This is a genomic window from Streptomyces sp. NPDC025833, from assembly GCF_055558055.1.
In genome coordinates this window covers 367353-384028 of record NZ_JBVHNF010000005.1, presented here as the reverse complement: position 1 = coordinate 384028, position 16676 = coordinate 367353, and the positions used below count along the sequence as shown (strand labels likewise).

Below are 16676 nucleotides of genomic sequence, written 5' to 3'. Positions count from 1 at the left end.
CCGGTGTAGACCGCTCGGCAACCGCTTACCCCGCCCCCGTGCCTCTGCCAGCATCGCCCGAGAGCTCGGAAACGGCGGCACACGGGGGGCCGGGTGACGGGATTCGTCTTGGCACGCGCGCGTGCGCACCGCCTGCTGCTGGGCGCCGCGCTGCTGACGGTCGTGCTCACCACGGCGGTGCTCGCCACGCTCACCGCGTACTCGGGCGCCATCGGCGACGCGGCGCTGCGCCACGTGCTCGCCGACCCGCGCAATGCCGCCGACACCGCGCTGATCGTCAAGGCGGACGTGTCCCCGGACCAGCGGGCCGCCGCCGACACCGCCGTCCGCGCGGGCGCCGCGGAGACCTTCGGCGGCCTGCCCGTGACCGTGCGCACCCTGCGCCGCTCGCGACCGTACGCCCTGCCCCGCGCGCTCCGGCCGGCCGCGGACCGGGCGGGCGACCCCGACCTGACGTACTTCGCGGCACTGGACCGCGGCCTGCTGCGGCTGTCCGCCGGCCGCCTCCCGCGCCGTACCGCCGACGCGGTCGAGGTGGCCGTGCCGCAGACCGCCGCCCACGCGCTGCGGCTCGGCCCCGGCGACCGGCTCACCCTGGCGGACCGGCTGACCGGACCGGCGGTCCCGGTCCGGGTCGTCGGCGTCTACCGGCCCGCCTCGGTCACGGCGCCGTACTGGCGGCTGGACGACCTGCTCGGCCGGGGGGTGCGCACCTCCGGGTTCACCACGTACGGCCCGCTGCTCACCGACCCCGCCGTCCTCACCGGAGGCCGGATCAGCGCCGGGGCGACGGGCTGGCTGGTGTCGGCGGACTTCGCCTCGGTGCCGACGCGGCGGATCGGGGAGCTGCGCGCCGCGGCCCGGGAGGGCAGCGCGGCCCTGCGCCGGCCGGCCGCGCTGAGCGGTACGACGATGGCGCAGACGGCACTGCCCGACGTACTGGACCGGGTGGACCGCGCGCTGCTCGTGGCCCGCTCCACCCTGCTGATCGTCGCGCTCCAGCTCGTGCTGCTCGCCGGGTACGCGCTGCTGCTGGTGGGCCGGCTGCTCAGCACCGAACGCGCCGACGAGACCCGGCTGCTCCGGGCGCGCGGCTCCGCCCGCACCCGGATCGCCGCCCTCGCCGCGGCGGAGGCCCTGCTGCTCGCCCTGCCCGCCGCGGTGTGCGCGCCCCTGCTCGCCGGTCCGCTCACCTCCCTGCTGGCCGGGCACGGGCCGCTCGCCCGGCTCGGACTGCGCCTGGACCTCCCGGCGGCCGGCCGGCCCGCCGTCTGGCTGGTGGCGGCCGCCGCGGCCCTCGGGTGCGCGCTGGCGGTGACCGTACCGGCCGTGACGGGAGCCGACGTGCGGATGCGGACGCGCCGGCCCGGCCCCCGGCGCGCCTGGTCGCCGCCCGGGTGGCCGCGCCGCGGGAAGGCGGCACGGCCGGCCGGTGCCCGGGGCGTCCCCGCCCCGGTGCGGGCTGGCGCCGACCTGGGGCTGCTCGCCGTCGCCGGGGTGGCCTACCGGCAGCTCGGCCGGCAGGGCTCCGGCGCCGTGGCCGCCGACCGGACGGGCGCCCTCGGCATCGATCCGCTGCTGGTGGCCGCGCCCGCGCTGGCCCTGCTCGCCGGGACCGTGCTGACCCTGCGGCTGCTGCCGCCCGTGGCCCGGTTCGCCGAGCGGTGGGCGGCCCGCGGGCGCGGACTGCCCCTGGCGCTGGCCGGCTGGTAGTTCAGCCGGCGCACCGCCCGCTCCGCCGGTCCGGTGCTGTTGCTGGTCCTCGCCGTCGCGCTCGGCATGTTCGCGATCGGGCAGGCCGCCTCCTGGGACCGCTCGCAGGACGACCAGGCCGACTTCCGGGCCGGGGCGGACGTCCGGGTGTCGGCCACCGGCGGGGACGCGTTCGGCCGCACCGACCTGTACGCCGGGGTGCCGCGTCCGCACGGCCGTCCGGGCCGTCCGCGGCTCCCAGCCGCTGTCCGGCGACCGCACGGCGACCGTTCTCGCCCTGGACACCACCCGCGCGGCGGACACCGTCCGCATCCGCCCCGACCTGGCCGGCGAACCGGTACGGCCGCTGCTCGCCCGGCTCGCCCCGGAGGGCGCCCCGGCCGGGACCCGGATACCGGCGGGCACCGACCGGCTGCGGCTGACGGCACGCCTGCGCGGCTCCGCCGGGCCGGGCATCACGACCACGGTGACGGTGACCCTCGCGGACCGGTACGGGGTGCCCTACCAGCTGCCCGCCGGGCAGCTCGCCGCCGACGGGCGCCCGCACGTGCTCACCCTCGGCCTCGGCACCGCCTCCGGCCCCGCCACCCTCACCGGGCTGCGCCTGGACCTGGCCCAGCCCGTCGACCGGTCCGAGCGGCACCGGTTCAGCGTCGAGGGGCTGACCGCGTCCGGGGCCGACGGCACGGAACACCGGCTCACGCCGCCCGCCCGGTGGACCACCTCCGCCGAGACCGGCGGCGTCGCGGTACCGAGCGCCACCACCAGCCCCACCCGGCCGGAGGTCACCGGCACCCACCCGCTGACCTTCACCTACGGCACCGGCTTCCTCCCGAACGCGAACGCGTGGACGGTCGCCTCCCTCACGCTCCGGCTCCAGGTGGCGCGGGCCGCGCCCGCCGAGGTCCCGGCCGTCGCCACCGACCGCTACCTGGCCTCGGCCGGCGCCGGCACCGGGCCTGGACACCCCCACCGCCGGCGCGGCCCGCGTCGCCGGCCGCGACCTGCTCACCATGACGGCCGCCGACCGCCTCGTCTACCGCCGCGAGGTCGTCGGCTTCGTCTGGCAGCAGACCGCCCGCAACCTCCTGCCCTACCTCACCGCGGCGCAGAACGTCGCGCTCCCCCTCCAGCTCTCCGGCACCCTCAGGAGCCGCCGGGCCCGCGCGGAACGGGTGCGGGAACTCCTGGAGCTGCTGCGGGTCGCCGACTGCCGCGACCGCCACCCGCGGCAGATGTCCGGCGGGCAGCAGCAGCGGGTGGCGATCGCCGTGGCCCTCGCGGGCGGACCCGCGGTCCTGCTCGCCGACGAACCCACCGGCGAACTCGACTCCCGGACGGCGGCGCAGATCTTCGAGGCGTTCCGCACGGCCAACGAGACCCTCGGCACCACGATCGTCGTCGTCACCCACGACCAGGCGGTGGCGAGCGAGGTCCGCCGCACCGTGGCGATCCGCGACGGCCGTACCTCCACCGAGGTGCTGCGCCGCAGCGAGATCGACGCGGTGACCGGGCACGAGACGGTCGTCGCCCGCGAGTACGCCATGCTGGACCGCGCCGGCCGCCTGCAACTGCCCGCCGACTACCTGCGCGCCCTGGACATGCGCGACCGGGTGGCACTGGAACTGGAGTCCGACCACATAGGGGTCTGGCCGGACGACTCGCGGTGAGCGGCGCGCCGGCCGGGTCAGCGGGTCAGCGCACGCTGAGCCCGAACGCCCCGAGCCCCGCCTGGCGCACGGCGACCGAGCCGTACGGGGTGCGCAGCCGCAGCCACGTCCCCGAGGAGAGCAGCGCGGTGTCCTCGGGCCGGGTCCCCGGTCGCAGGAAGCCCAGCGACTGGGCCGCGTGCACGGCCCTGACCGGCAGCCGGGTGCCCTCGATCCGCCGCGACCAGATGTCCTGCCCGATCCGGTCCAGCTCCGCGCGGGTACGCCCCTCGGGCCCCGGTTCACCGGTGCGCGTGCGGAACTCGGTCACCGCGGCGGCGACCGTGGCGCGCAGGGCGTCCGGTGCCGGGAGCCCCGGCTCGGCCCGCCAGCCGGCGCGCGGCGGCAGCACACCGGCCCACGGCGGTCCCGTGACCGCGCCGGGGACGGCGGCGGTGCCCGCCCGCTCGTCCACGGACTCCAGGAGCTCGCCGGCGGACACGGTCACGTCGAGGGTGACGTCGAGCCCGTCCTCGTACGGCTTGGCCAGCCGCACCGCGCGGACCGCCAGCACCTCGAAGGACGGCGGCCGGCCGAAGACGGCGAGGGCGGTGCCGGCCGCCTGGAGGCGCACCGCCGCTCCGCGGTCGTAGTGCAGCAGCCGGGAGAGGAAGGCGGCGAGGTCCGCCGCCTCCGTCTCGTCGGCCAGGTGCAGCTCCGTCATGCGGCGACGGCCTCCTCGCCGGCGCCGTCCGTGTACTGCTGGAGGAACTCGCGCTCCTCCGCGGTGATCCGGCGCGGCCGCTGGCCCTCGAAGTCGAACGGCACGACCACCGTCGACGCCTTCACGTAGACCAGGTCGTCGTCCTTCACCTCGTAGGCGATGGTGAAGGAGGCGGCCCTGATCTCGGTGATCCACAGCTCGATGTCCACCGGGTGGTGCCGGTGGACGAGCTGCCGCTTGTAGTCGATCTCGTGCCGCGCCACCACGGACCCCTGCTTGAACTCCTTGTCCGGGCGGAACAGGAAGTTGATGCGGGCTTCCTCCAGGTAGCGCATGAAGACCACGTTGTTGACGTGGCCGTACGCGTCCATGTCGGACCAGCGCAGGGGACAGCGGTAGACGTGGCGCAAGACCGATCAGCCCCGGGTCAGCTTCTTGTAGGTGGCGCGGTGCGGGCGTGCGGCGTCCGCGCCCAGCCGCTCGATCTTGTTCTTCTCGTACGACTCGAAGTTGCCCTCGAACCAGAACCACCGCGACTCGCCCTCGTAGGCGAGGATGTGGGTGGCGACGCGGTCGAGGAACCACCGGTCGTGGGAGACGACCACGGCGCAGCCGGGGAAGTCCAGCAGGGCGTTCTCCAGGCTGGAGAGGGTCTCGACGTCGAGGTCGTTGGTGGGCTCGTCGAGGAGCAGCAGGTTGCCGCCCTGCTTCAGGGTCAGCGCCAGGTTGAGGCGGTTGCGCTCACCACCGGACAGGACGCCGGTCGGCTTCTGCTGGTCCGGGCCCTTGAAGCCGAACGCGGACACGTACGCCCGGCTCGGCATCTCGACCTGGCCGACGTTGATGTAGTCGAGCCCGTCGGACACGACCTCCCACAGCGTCTTCTTCGGGTCGAGGTTCTCGCGGCTCTGGTCGACGTAGGAGATCTTGACGGTCTCGCCGACCTTGATGTCGCCGGAGTCCGGGGTCTCCAGGCCCTGGATCATCTTGAACAGCGTGGTCTTGCCGGCGCCGTTCGGGCCGATGACGCCCACGATGCCGTTGCGCGGCAGCGTGAAGCTGAGGCCGTCCACGAGGACCTTCTCGCCGAAGGCCTTGCTGAGCTTGTCGACCTCGACGACGACGTTGCCCAGGCGCGGGCCCGGCGGGATCTGGATCTCCTCGAAGTCCAGCTTCCGCATCTTGTCGGCCTCGGCGGCCATCTCCTCGTACCGCGCGAGGCGGGCCTTGGACTTGGCCTGGCGCCCCTTGGCGTTGGAGCGGACCCACTCCAGCTCTTCCTTGAGCCGCTTCTGCCGCTTGGCGTCCTTCTGGCCCTCGACCTTGAGGCGGGCGGCCTTGGTCTCCAGGTACTTGGAGTAGTTGCCCTCGTAGCCGTGCAGGCGGCCGCGGTCCACCTCGCAGATCCAGCCGGCGACGTTGTCCAGGAAGTACCGGTCGTGGGTGACGGCCACGACGGTGCCCGGGTACTTGGCCAGGTGCTGCTCCAGCCAGTTCACGGACTCGGCGTCGAGGTGGTTGGTGGGCTCGTCGAGGAGCAGCAGGTCGGGCTGCTCCAGCAGCAGCTTGCAGAGCGCGACGCGGCGCTTCTCACCACCGGAGAGGTTGGTGACGGGCCAGTCGCCGGGGGGGCACCCGAGGGCGTCCATCGCCTGCTCCAGCTGGGCGTCGAGGTCCCAGGCGTTGGCGTGGTCCAGCTCCTCCTGGAGCTTGCCCATCTCGTCGAGCAGCGCGTCGGAGTAGTCGGTCGCCATCAGCTCGGCGATCTCGTTGAACCGGTCGAGCTTGCCCTTGATCTCGGCGACACCCTCCTGGACGTTCTCCAGGACGGTCTTCTCCTCGTTGAGCGGGGGCTCCTGGAGCAGGATGCCGACGCTGTAGCCGGGAGACAGGAACGCGTCGCCGTTGGACGGCTGCTCCAGCCCCGCCATGATCTTCAGCACGGTCGACTTACCGGCACCGTTCGGGCCGACGACGCCGATCTTGGCACCCGGCAGGAAGTTCAGGGTGACGTCGTCGAGGATCACCTTGTCGCCGTGCGCTTTGCGCGCCTTGCGCATGGTGTAAATGAACTCAGCCAAGAGAAACCGTCCGGCAGCTTGAAATCTGGCAGTGGGCAGATACACCCCATCTTGCCGTACCGCCACCCCTGTGCGGAAACGCGTCGGGCCGGACGCCTCCGAGCTGGGGTTTCTCCGGTGGCAGCGAGGGCCGTCCGTCGCTGCCGGTCGCCGTCGACCGGCCTCGGGCACCCTCACACGGCCCGGAGACGGCCCGGAGACGGCCCGGAGACGGTCACTCGCCCTCCGCCTGCCCCTCATCGAGCCGGCCCCTCGGTCGGCCCTTCCGTCGTTCGGCGATCATCCACCGTGCCGGAGCCGGAGCCGAATCCGGTCCCGGTCCTCCCGGGCCGCCCGCCGACGGGGCAGCGTGTCAGGGGGCGCCGTCGTCGGCCCGGAGGCATCCTGGGGGCACTGGTGATCGCCGGGACAGCCGACGAGGAGGGTCCGGTCATGCGGGAGTCGTCGCAGGGCGTCACGGTCGTGGCCCTCCTGGCGGATCCGGACGCGCCCACGCAGATCGCGCGCCACATGGCACGGGTGCTTCCCGCTCGTCTCGCCGAGAAGGCGGGCGAGGGGCGACGGTTCGACGTCGAGGTGGTCAGTGAACCCTTCACCGCCGGGACCGAGGACCTGTCGACACTGACGCGCCGGATCATGGACCGCAAGCGTGCGGAGCACTGGGACATCGTCGTCGCCCTCACCGATCTTCCGCTGCACTCGCACGGGCGCAAGCTCGTGGTGGACCTGAGTCACGAACACGGCTCGGCACTGCTGTCCCTTCCGTCGCTGGGGGGTCTCCGGTTTCGCAGAAGGGCCCTGCGGGCGGTGGAGGAGGCCGTGCTCAGCCTGGCGAGTCAGCCGGCCACCGGGTCCGGGGAACCCGGCCGGCGTCAGTCGCTGGGACGCTTCGTCAGTCGTCTCGCGCCGATTCGTCCGGGCCCGATCGGCGAGGAGGAGACCGCCGATCTGCGGTACGTCGTCAGTGGGCCGGGCGGTTACCTGAGGGTGCTCGGCGGCATGGTCCGCGCCAATGAGCCGTGGCGGTTGGTGCCGGGTCTGTCGAAGGCCCTGGCGGCCGCGCTCGCCACGGGCGCCGTCGCCACCGTGAACTCCACCCTCTGGAGTCTGTCCGAGGCTCTGAGCACGCCGCGCCTTGTGATCGCCATGGTCGGGTCGGTCGTGCTCATGATCGGCTGGCTGATCGTGGACGCGCACCTCTGGGACCGATCGGCGGACGACTCGCCGGAGGAGCGGAAGAGGACCGCTCTCTACAACGCGTCCACGGTCGTGACCCTGGGCATCGGGGTGGTCGTCTGCTACGCGGGGCTGCTGGTCATCAACCTGGTGTGGGCACTCTTCATCCTCAACGCCGAAGTCTTCGCCTCCATGACACGCACCCCGCTGCGTGCCGGGGAGTACTGGACGCTGTCCTGGTTCGTCGCCTCGATCGCCACGGTGGGCGGCGCGCTGGGATCCGGCTTGGAGAGCGACCAGGCGATCCGGGCGGCCGCCTACTCCAAGCGGGAACAGGAACGCCGCCGCATGCTCGAGGACGACGGTGACTAGCCGGTGGCCCGAGTCGGAGACGCCCCTTCGGTCGGTGGCCGTCCAGGGTGGGAGAAGTCGCTGATCGATCGGTGATGAGCCGTTTCGCGTCGAATGCCGAGGGGACCCGCACCACACGCCGCCGGAACTCCGCTCGTTGTCGGCCGACGGCGGTATCCCCGTTCCACCTGATCCAGGTGAACGGCCCGCAGAGGCGTGCCGGGGCCGCGACCGCGCCGCAGCACTTCCGGGAGTCGGGCTCCCCGCGCCCTCCCCATCACCGCCATGCCGCGACGTCAAGGGAAGTCACCATGAAGGCAGCGGTATATGAAGGACCGCGAACGGTCACAGTGAAGGACGTACCGGACGCGAAGATCGAACACCCCTGCGACATCATCGTCAAGATCACCACCACCAACATCTGCGGTTCGGACCTGCACATGTACGAGGGCCGCACCTCGTTCGAGACCGGCCGCTCCCTGGGACACGAGAACATGGGCCAGGTGGTGGAGGTCGGTCCGGCCGTCCGCAAGGTGCGGGTCGGTGAGTACGTGGTCCTGCCCTTCAACATCGCCTGCGGCTTCTGCAAGCAGTGCGAGCAGGGTCTGACCAACTACTGTCTGACCATGCAGCCGGAACCGGCTCTCGCGGGAGCCGCCTACGGATTCGCCGACATGGGCCCCTACCAGGGCGGCCAGGCGGAGCTGCTGCGCGTGCCCTACGGCGACTTCAACGCCCTGCGCCTGGGCGAGGACGCCGCCGAACGGCAGACCGACTACGTGATGCTCGCCGACATCTTCCCCACCGGCTATCACGCCACCGAGATGGCCCACGTCAAGCCGGGCGACCAGACCATCGTCTTCGGTGCCGGTCCCGTCGGGCTGATGGCGACCTACTCCGCCCTCCTCAAGGGCGCCGGCCGGGTCTGGACGGCCGACCACCAGCCCGACCGGCTGCGCAAGGCGGAGGAGATCGGGGCCATCCCGATCAACACCGCCGAGCAGAACCCGGCGGAGGTCGTCAAGGAGGCCACCCTCGGTCTGGGCGCCGACAACGGCTGCGAATGCGTCGGCTACCAGGCACACGACCCCCAGGGCCACGAGGACGCCAGCCTCACGCTCAACGGCCTGATCGACTCGGTCAGGTTCACGGGCGACATCGGCGTGGTGGGCGTGTTCCTGCCCCAGGACCCCGGCGGCACGGAGGCCCAGGGGGAGCTGGAAGCCCAGGGCAAGGTGCCGATCGACTTCGGCCTGATGTGGTTCAAGGGCCAGCGCATGGGAACCGGGCAGGCACCGGTGAAGAAGTACAACCGGGCGCTGCGGGACCTGATCGCCGGCGGGAAGGCGAAGCCGAGCTTCGTCGTCTCCCACGAACTCGGCCTGGACGAAGCCCCCACCGCCTACGAGCACTTCGACGCCCGTGACGAGGGCTGGACCAAGGTGGTCCTGCATCCCGACGGACACGGCAACGGCCACAAGCGGTAAAGGAGCACAGGGCCGCCGCCCGCCTGCCCCCCCCCACAGGACGGGGCCGACCGACGGGCGGCGTCCGGCCCCGGCTCCGGCCGGGGCCGGACGGGCGATCGTGCGCCCCTGACAGGGCTGAACAGCGGCGATCGAACGTGCCCGGCTCGGCACGCCGGACGACGGATCCCGAGAACGCCGGTCGAGGGTTGGACGCGGGCCACGGGGAAACTCCGGCGTTGTCCGTGCGTCTTCCACCTTCTCGCTCAAGTGGCCCGCCTTCCGTTCACCTCACCGCAGTGGGGAGCACTCATGAAGACAGACACCCGTTTCACCTCCCGCCACCTACGGCACGATCCGCTCGTCCAGGGCCTCGGCTGGGCCAGTGCGCTGCTGGGCGTGCCGCAGGTCGTCGCCCCTGCGGGTTTCGCCCGGGCCCTGGGCGTGGGCGACGCCTTCCGGCACCGCTCGGCCACGACCGCCGTGGGCGTGCGTGAGCTGGCGGCGGCGACCGGGCTGCTGGGGCGGCCGCATCCCGCCTGGCTGTGGGGCCGCGTCGGCGGCGACCTCATGGACCTGACGATGCTGACCCGGGCCCTGAGGAACCACGACGGCCGCGGCCTGGGCCGCACTGTCGCCGCGACCGCCGCGGTCACCGCCCTCACGGCCACGGACGTCTACGCGGCCGTGACCCGCACCCGTAGGAGCACCCCCGTGGAACTGACCGCGACCACCACCGTCGCCCCGTCCCCGGACGAGGTCTACGCCCTCTGGAAGGACCTGGAGCGACTGCCGGACTTCATGGCGCACCTGGACGAGGTGCGCGTCACCGGCCCGCGCACCAGCCACTGGCGGGCCGGCGCGCCGTTCGGCAAGACGGTCGAATGGGACGCCGAGACCACCCAGGACGTCCCCGGCCGGCTGATCGCCTGGCGGTCGGTGGAGGGCGCCGACATCGACAACTCCGGTGAGGTCCGCTTCGAGCCCGCCCCCGGCGACCGGGGCACGGAGATCCGGGTGACCCTGCGCTACGACCTGCCCGGCGGGACGGTGGGCAAGGCCGCGGCGCGCTACTTCGGCGAGGAACCGCACCAGCAGCTGGACGACGACCTGCGCCGCTTCAAGCAGATCGTGGAGATCGGCGAGGTCGTCCGCTCCGAGGGCGCGCCCCGCGGCAAGCGGGCCCGCGGCGAGTTCCCGCAGCATCCGGCCCGGCCGCTGACCGAGGACGAACTGAAGGAGGCCCTGGCATGAAGGCGAACTGCTGGACGGGACGCAACTCGGTCGAGGTGCGGGACGTCCCCGAACCGTCGATCCTGAACAGCCGCGACGCCATCGTGAAGGTCACCTCGACGGCGATCTGCGGCTCCGATCTCCATCTGCTCGACGGCTACGTCCCCACCATGGAAAAGGGCGACATCATGGGCCACGAGTTCATGGGAGAGATCGTCGAGGTCGGCCCCGGCGTCAACGAGAAACTCCGCGTCGGCGACCGGGTCGTCGTCCCCTTCCCCATCGCGTGCGGCGCGTGCGCGGCCTGTCGCGCGAAGCTGTACTCGTGCTGCGAGAACACCAACCCCAACGCCGGCATCTCGGAGAAGTTCTTCGGCCACCCCACCGCCGGCATCTACGGCTACTCCCACCTCACCGGCGGCTTCGCCGGCGGCCAGGCCGAGTACGCCCGCGTGGTGCTCGCCGACGCCAACGTCCTGAAGATCGGGCCGGAGCTCACCGACGAGCAGGTGCTGTTCCTGTCCGACATCCTGCCGACCGGGTACATGGGTGCCGAGATGTGCGACATCCAGAAAGGCGACGTCGTCGCCGTCTGGGGCGCCGGTCCGGTCGGCCAGTTCGCCATGGACAGCGCCCGGGTCCTGGGCGCGGAGAAGGTCATCGCGATCGACAAGGAGACCTACCGGCTCGACATGGCCGCCGCCCAGGGCTACGCCACCATCAACTTCGAGGACACCGACGTACGGTCGGCACTGCTCGAACTGACCGGCGGCCGGGGCCCCGACAAGTGCATCGACGCGGTCGGCCTGGAGGCCACACACGGTGCCTCCCACGTCCACCTCTACGACCGCGCCAAGCAGGCCGTCCGCTCCGAGACCGACCGGCCCCACGCCCTGCGCCAGGCCATCATGTCCTGCCGCAGCGGAGGCGTGGTGTCGGTCATCGGCGTCTACGGCGGACTGATCGACAAGTTCCCGGCGGGCGCCTGGATGAACAGGTCCCTGACCCTGCGCACCGGACAGTGCCACGTGCACAGGTACATGAAGCCGCTGCTGAGCCTGATCGAGCAGGGCAGGATCGACCCCACCCGGGTCATCACCCACCGGCTGCCCCTGACCGAGGCACCGGCCGGCTACGACCTCTTCAAGAACAAGAAGGACCACTGCGAGAAGGTCGTCCTCAAACCGTGAGGGACGCGCCCCTTCCGCCGGCACGCCCGCGTCTCGTTCGCCGAGATCGCCGAGTACCAGAAGCGCGGAGCCGTCCACTTCCGCGCCGTGATCCGCCCGGACGGCCCCGGCGGGGGCGACACTCGGCCCCCGGCCTGCGCGACCGCCCAACTGCTCACGGCCGCCGCCGAGGCCGCCGTCGAGGTCCGCGTCGACGGCTCCACGAGGCCCCGCTCGTCACTCGCCGGCCTGGATCTCCTTCCTGCGTATGACGACCAGGACCGCGCCGCCGATCACGACCAGGCCGATGGCCACCCCGGCGATCATGGGGGTGATCGAGGAGCCGCCGGTCGCGGCCAGGTCGGTGGTGCCGGCGGTGACGGGGGCGCCACCCACCGTGGCCGGGCCGGGCTCGTTGTGGAGCCGGGCGGTCTTCGTGGTGATCACACCCTGGGTCTCGCAGTCCAGGAGGCCGGTGAAGCGGTGGCCGAAGCCGTGCGGGCCGGTGATCGTGAAGTCGTACGCCTGGTCCTCCTGGAGCGGCACGGTCACCGTGCGGGACGCGCCCGCGGGGACGGTGTGGTCGGCGTCCGTCAGCCGGAAGGTGAACGGTCTGTCGCCCTTGTTCACGGCGGTCACGTCCACACCCCCCTCGGCGCAGTTCTTGCGGGCCGAGACCGCCGGGACGGCGCCCTCGGCCGCCCAGCCGGCCGTCACGGTCGCGGAGACGGTGGACTCGCTGGAGCCGGCCAGGATCTGCGTCTGGCTGCGGCTCCCGGAGGTGAAGGCCCGGCCCACCGGCACGGTGGTCGACGCCTGCACGGTCAGCTGGGCCGTGCCGTCCGCGGCGTCCTCGGGGATGTCGAAGTACAGCCGGCCGCCGTCGCGCGCCGAGGTGATCACCTTGCCGGTCCTGTCGATGATCCGCACCCCGTCGGCGACCGCGTCCACCGGCGGACTCACGGTGACCGCGTCCGCACCGGTGTGCACCGTGAGCGGCCCGAGCAGGTCGCCGGGCCGGCCGGAGACGGCGGGCGGGTCCAGGCTGAGCGACGCCCGCGGCTCGGCGACGCTCCGGGCGCTCTTCTCCAGGTAGTCGGCGAGCTTCTGCGCCCGCGGGCCGACCGCGTCGACGTCGGCGCCGTCGGAGTACCGCCAGATGGCCACCTGGGTGCCGACCGCCGCGTCCTGCTCGGTCAGGGCGCTCGTGCCCGCCCGCCGGGCGAGCGCGGCGAGGTCGTTGACCTGGGGGTAGGAGTGCTGGACGATCCAGCCGATCCGGCCCGCGTCCCTGTTGGTGCCCAGCGAGCTGCCGCTCCAGGGCGTCTCCTCGTACCTGGCGTCCCGCTGGGTGGGGCTGTGCAGGTCGACGCTGTACGTCTGGAGCGCGCCGCCGCCGTCCACGGACATGTCGGACAGGCCCGCCGACACCCGCTGGTCGCCGCCATCCCCGTGGACCACGGCCTCGCCGTAGGTCTTCAGGCCGTTGATCGTGGCCGTCGCCCCGCCCTGGTCCTGTGGCGTCCCGTCGGCCACCGCCGTACCGGCACCGGACAGCACGCCGGCCGTCACCAGGCCGGACACCGTGGCGACGGCGGCCAGGCGGGCCGTTCCGGTGGACCGGCGAAATGCAGAGAGCGCAGCAAGCACGGAATTCCCCTTCAGAGCAGGACCCGTTGGACGTGGGGGCGGTCCCACCAGCAGAATCGGCAGCCCCAAGGGGCACGCCCGGCATCCTATGGATCACCCGGAGCCCGACCCGCCGGTCGGATGATCCGATGGCCGATCCGATCCGCAATCGTTATCGCCGGGAGTGTTCACAAGCCGGCGATATCGACAAATCCACTGGTGCGCAGGGTGAGTTCACCGGCCACGCACCGATCCGGCCGCGCCGCCCGGCGGCCGAATCGATCAGCCGCCGTCGAACTGACGTCACGTCACCGTCTTTGCGGCGAACGGCTGTTGCGCGTCGCCTCCGCCACCCGGTTCCGCCGGGCGTGGTGTCTCCCAGTCCGGTTCCGGCCGGGCCGCCGCCGGGCTGTTCTCCGGTTTGGCCGCGCGCTGGAAGAGCGCCGTCCCGCGCGCCAGGTCGTGGCCGATCGCCACGGCGTCGACGTCCGCCGAGGACCACTGCTGCTGCCCCTCCCGCAGCTCCGACCGCACCTTCAACCGCCCCTGGACCACGAGCGGCTGGCCCACCTCCACGCACGCGGCCACGTTCACCGCGAGCTGGCGGTTGGCCCACACCGTGAAGAAGTTGGTGTGCCCGTCCGTCCAGGCGCTCTTCTCGCGGTCCCAGTAGCGCGCGGTCACCGCGAGCCGGAACCGGACCGACGGCCCCGCCGCCAGTTCGCGGTACACCGGCTGGGTCGCCACGTTCCCCACCACACAGACGATCGTCTCGTTCACGGCGTCGATCCCCTCCCCGCCCGTCCCCTGTCCGGCCGGGCGGACACGCGTACGGGCCCGTCCCGTACGACTGCGTCTGCCGTGCGGGGACGTACGACTGCCGTACGCTCCCGCACCTCACGCCGACCGCCCGCACCGCCCGCCGTTCCTCCGGCCGGACCCGCCGTGCGATCGCCGTGGCCTCAGACTGCCTCCGCCGGGCCGGGCCCGCCGAGCGCTGTGCACGGCCCCCCGCCTGTGGACAACCCCGCCACCCTCGCGAGCGACCCGCCCCTCCCCCACCGCCCCCTCAGCCCACACCGGCCCCGCTGCGCACGACCCGTCCGTACTGCTCGCGCACCTCCCGGTACCGCAGCAGCTCCGCCGCCACCGGGTCGAGCACCCGGGCCCGGCCGCAGCTCGCCGCGGCCTCCCGCAGCCGGCGTTCCGCGTCCTGGCCGTAGCGCCGCGCCGGTCCTCTGGCCGCCATCCGGCAGCCCCACTCCACCAGCGGCCCGCCGACGATCCCGCACACCATCAGCAGCACCGGGACGCCCAGGTTCGGCGCCATCACGCCCGCGATCTGCCCCGCCAGCCACGCGCCGCCGACGATCTGCAGCAGGGTCATCGCCGCCTGGACCAGCACGGCCACCGGCCACCAGCCCGGCCGCGGTGGCCGCCCCGGGGGGAGCCCGGCCCGCGCCGCCAGGTCGTCCAGCGCCTCGGACAGCCCCTGGGAGCCCCGTACGGCCGCCTCGCGCACCGCCTGCGCCCACGGCGCGGGCAGCCCGGCCGAGGCCCGGTCGGCGACCGTCCGGACCGCCTGCTCCACCCGCTGGCGTGCCGTCGCCTCCTCGTCCGCCTGGCCGCGCACCGCGATGCGGCCCGTCGAGGAGTCGCCACGGCCCTGGTACCAGCGCCACAGCCGCAGCCAGGGCGTGCCGCAGGCGCGGTTGGCGTTGCGCAGCCAGGCGCGCTCGGCGGCCTCGCCCGCCGCGGTGGCGCCCACCGCGTCCGCGAGCCGCGCGCCGAACTCCTCGCGTGCCTCCTCGCTCAGGCCGGCCCGCCGCCCGGTGGCGTACACGGGCCGCAGGCCGGCGGCCGCGGCGTCGACGTCGGCCGCGACCCGGCGGGCCGCCGCGCCGCGCTCCGCCACGAAGTCGCCGAGCGCCTCCCGGAGGTCGCCGACGCCGTCGCCGGTGAGCGCGGACAGCGCGAGCACGGTGGCGCCCGGCTCGCCGTGCTCGCCGAGTGCGATGCCGTCCTCGTCCAGCAGCCGCCGCAGATCGTCCAGGACCTGGTCGGAGGAGTCCCCGGGCAGCCGGTCCACCTGGTTGAGGACGATGAACATGATCTCGGCGTGTCCGGCCATCGGCCGCAGATAGCGCTCGTGCAGGACGGCGTCGGCGTACTTCTCTGGGTCGACCACCCAGATCACCGCGTCGACCAGTTTCAGGATCCGGTCGACCTGTTCGCGGTGCTGCACGGCGGCGGAGTCGTGGTCGGGCAGGTCGATGAGGACGAGCCCGCGCAACTGGCCCTCGTTGTCCGGGCTGTGCTGCGGGCGGCGGCGCAGCCGGCCCGGGATGCCCAGCCGGTCGATGAGGGCCGCCGCGCCGTCGCTCCAACTGCACGCGATGGGGGCGGCCGTGGTCGGACGCCGGACGCCCGTCTCCGAGATCGGCACCCCGGCCAGCGCGTTGAAAAGCTGCGACTTGCCGCTGCCGGTGGCGCCGGCGAGGGCGACCACGGTGTGCCGCCCGGAGAGCTTGCGGCGGGCGGCGGCCTCGTCCAGGACCCGGCCCGCCTCGGCGAGCGTGTGCCTGTCCAGGCGGGTGCGGGAGAGCCCGACGAGTTCCCTCAGGGCGTCCAGGCGGGACCGCAGCGGGCCGTCGTACGCCAGGGAGGCCGGCGGGTTGCCGCCCGGTCCGCGCTGGCCGTGCTCCCCGGCACAGGCGCGCTCGGCGGCCAGGACGGCGGCGTTGGCCTCGGTGACGCGCCGCGCGATGAGCCCGTCGTCCCAGTTCTCCGGGGAACCAGGGGGCTCGGCGTCCTTGGCGCCCTCCGGCTCCGTCGGGTCGGCGGGAGCGGGGGCGGTCCTCGCGGCGGCGGGCGGCTCGGACGGGGGACGCGGGGAGGCGGACCGCGGGGGGCGGGGCCGGGTGGCGTGGGGCTGCGGGCGGGGGACGGAGGCGCCGTCCTCGGTACCGAGCCCGCGCGCGGAGCGGTGGTCACGGTCCTGCCCCGAGCGGGCGTCACCGTCGTCCCCGGCGCGGTCGTGATCGGAGGAGGCACCGTCGGAGGGGTGGTCACGATCGGCGGGGCGGTCGTGCTCGGAGGGGTCGCGCCGGTCGTTCTCACCCGGTACGCGCGCGTGCCGCCCGTCGCCCGGGCCCCCGGCCCCGCCCCGGCCCGCTTCCCGCCCGTCGTCGTCCCCGGGCCGCTCCCCGGCGGCACCCGCGCGCGTGGCGTCGGCGGAGCGGGCGGTGCCGGAGGAGTCGGGACCGGAGCGGCCGGTGCCGGTGCCGTTGGTCCCGCGGGGCTCCTTCCCGAGGCCGGGGCGGGCCTGTGGGAGGCCGCCGGTGCGCTCGGCGCCGTCCGTGCCGGGCGGGCCGAAGTGGGCGCCGTGCTCCGAGGACCCGGTGTCGCCGCTGCCTGCGCCGTGGTCGGTGCGCCTCATGTGGTCGGTGTGCTCCGTGTGGTCCTGATCAGTGACGGCGGTCACC

10 protein-coding genes and 3 pseudogenes are annotated in these 16676 nt (G+C 73.7%); 7 read left to right on the top strand and 6 right to left on the bottom strand.

Features of this window, described 5'->3' with window-relative positions:
- Positions 1 to 93: 93 nt before the first annotated feature.
- Both ACZ4K2_RS11195 and ACZ4K2_RS11190 read left to right on the top strand, forming a co-directional pair.
- Positions 94 to 2671: pseudogene (locus ACZ4K2_RS11195) on the top strand (FtsX-like permease family protein); the annotation flags it as partial.
- Positions 2670 to 3383 (top strand): annotated as a pseudogene (locus ACZ4K2_RS11190) (ABC transporter ATP-binding protein); the annotation flags it as partial. The pseudogenes ACZ4K2_RS11195 and ACZ4K2_RS11190, both read left to right, overlap by 2 nt.
- Positions 3384 to 3408: 25 nt before the next feature.
- Here the strand turns inward: ACZ4K2_RS11190 and ACZ4K2_RS11185 are convergent.
- From ACZ4K2_RS11185 to ettA, 3 genes are read right to left on the bottom strand one after another with little or no spacing between them, the layout of a single operon-like run.
- Positions 3409 to 4086 carry a DUF8010 domain-containing protein gene (locus tag ACZ4K2_RS11185; protein WP_467471931.1) on the bottom strand — a complete coding sequence of 226 codons (678 nt, stop codon included), beginning with the start codon at positions 4084 to 4086 and terminating at the stop codon, positions 3409 to 3411.
- The gene (locus ACZ4K2_RS11180) at positions 4083 to 4496 is read right to left on the bottom strand and encodes an acyl-CoA thioesterase (RefSeq protein ID WP_467471929.1); all 414 of its coding nucleotides are present in this window, start codon (positions 4494 to 4496) and stop codon (positions 4083 to 4085) included. The genes ACZ4K2_RS11185 and ACZ4K2_RS11180 overlap by 4 nt, the downstream gene beginning before the upstream one ends.
- A gap of 6 nt (positions 4497 to 4502) precedes the next feature.
- Positions 4503 to 6167, bottom strand: a complete 1665-nt coding sequence (gene ettA / locus ACZ4K2_RS11175; protein ID WP_467471927.1) for an energy-dependent translational throttle protein EttA — start codon at positions 6165 to 6167, stop codon at positions 4503 to 4505.
- 432 nt (positions 6168 to 6599) lie between these two features.
- Here ettA and ACZ4K2_RS11170 point away from each other — a divergent pair, with 432 nt between their 5' ends.
- The 5 genes and pseudogenes from ACZ4K2_RS11170 to ACZ4K2_RS11150 form a co-directional block, all read left to right on the top strand.
- A complete protein-coding gene (locus tag ACZ4K2_RS11170; protein WP_467471926.1) occupies positions 6600 to 7715 on the top strand; it encodes a hypothetical protein in 1116 nt (371 codons plus the stop codon).
- A gap of 290 nt (positions 7716 to 8005) precedes the next feature.
- Positions 8006 to 9181: a glutathione-independent formaldehyde dehydrogenase gene (locus tag ACZ4K2_RS11165; RefSeq protein ID WP_467471925.1), complete on the top strand. Its 1176-nt coding sequence runs from the start codon at positions 8006 to 8008 to the stop codon at positions 9179 to 9181.
- A gap of 291 nt (positions 9182 to 9472) precedes the next feature.
- Positions 9473 to 10414: an SRPBCC family protein gene (locus ACZ4K2_RS11160; RefSeq protein WP_467471923.1), complete on the top strand. Its 942-nt coding sequence runs from the start codon at positions 9473 to 9475 to the stop codon at positions 10412 to 10414.
- A complete protein-coding gene (locus ACZ4K2_RS11155) occupies positions 10411 to 11583 on the top strand; it encodes a zinc-dependent alcohol dehydrogenase (RefSeq protein WP_467471921.1) in 1173 nt (390 codons plus the stop codon). Before ACZ4K2_RS11160 ends, ACZ4K2_RS11155 begins: the two co-directional genes overlap by 4 nt.
- 21 nt (positions 11584 to 11604) lie before the next feature.
- Positions 11605 to 11766: pseudogene (locus ACZ4K2_RS11150) on the top strand (replication initiator); the annotation flags it as partial.
- A 33-nt stretch (positions 11767 to 11799) separates the two neighbouring features.
- On the opposite strand, the gene ACZ4K2_RS11145 reads toward ACZ4K2_RS11150, so the two are convergent.
- The 3 genes from ACZ4K2_RS11145 to ACZ4K2_RS11135 form a co-directional block, all read right to left on the bottom strand.
- Complete coding sequence (locus tag ACZ4K2_RS11145; protein WP_467471919.1) at positions 11800 to 13212, bottom strand: LAETG motif-containing sortase-dependent surface protein; 1413 nt, start codon at positions 13210 to 13212, stop codon at positions 11800 to 11802.
- Positions 13213 to 13494: 282 nt separating this feature from the next.
- Entirely contained in the window at positions 13495 to 13971 is a 477-nt protein-coding gene (locus tag ACZ4K2_RS11140) for a single-stranded DNA-binding protein (protein WP_467471917.1), read from the bottom strand.
- 289 nt (positions 13972 to 14260) lie between these two features.
- A complete protein-coding gene (locus tag ACZ4K2_RS11135; protein ID WP_467471915.1) occupies positions 14261 to 16675 on the bottom strand; it encodes a YfjP family GTPase in 2415 nt (804 codons plus the stop codon).
- Position 16676: the final 1 nt, after the last annotated feature.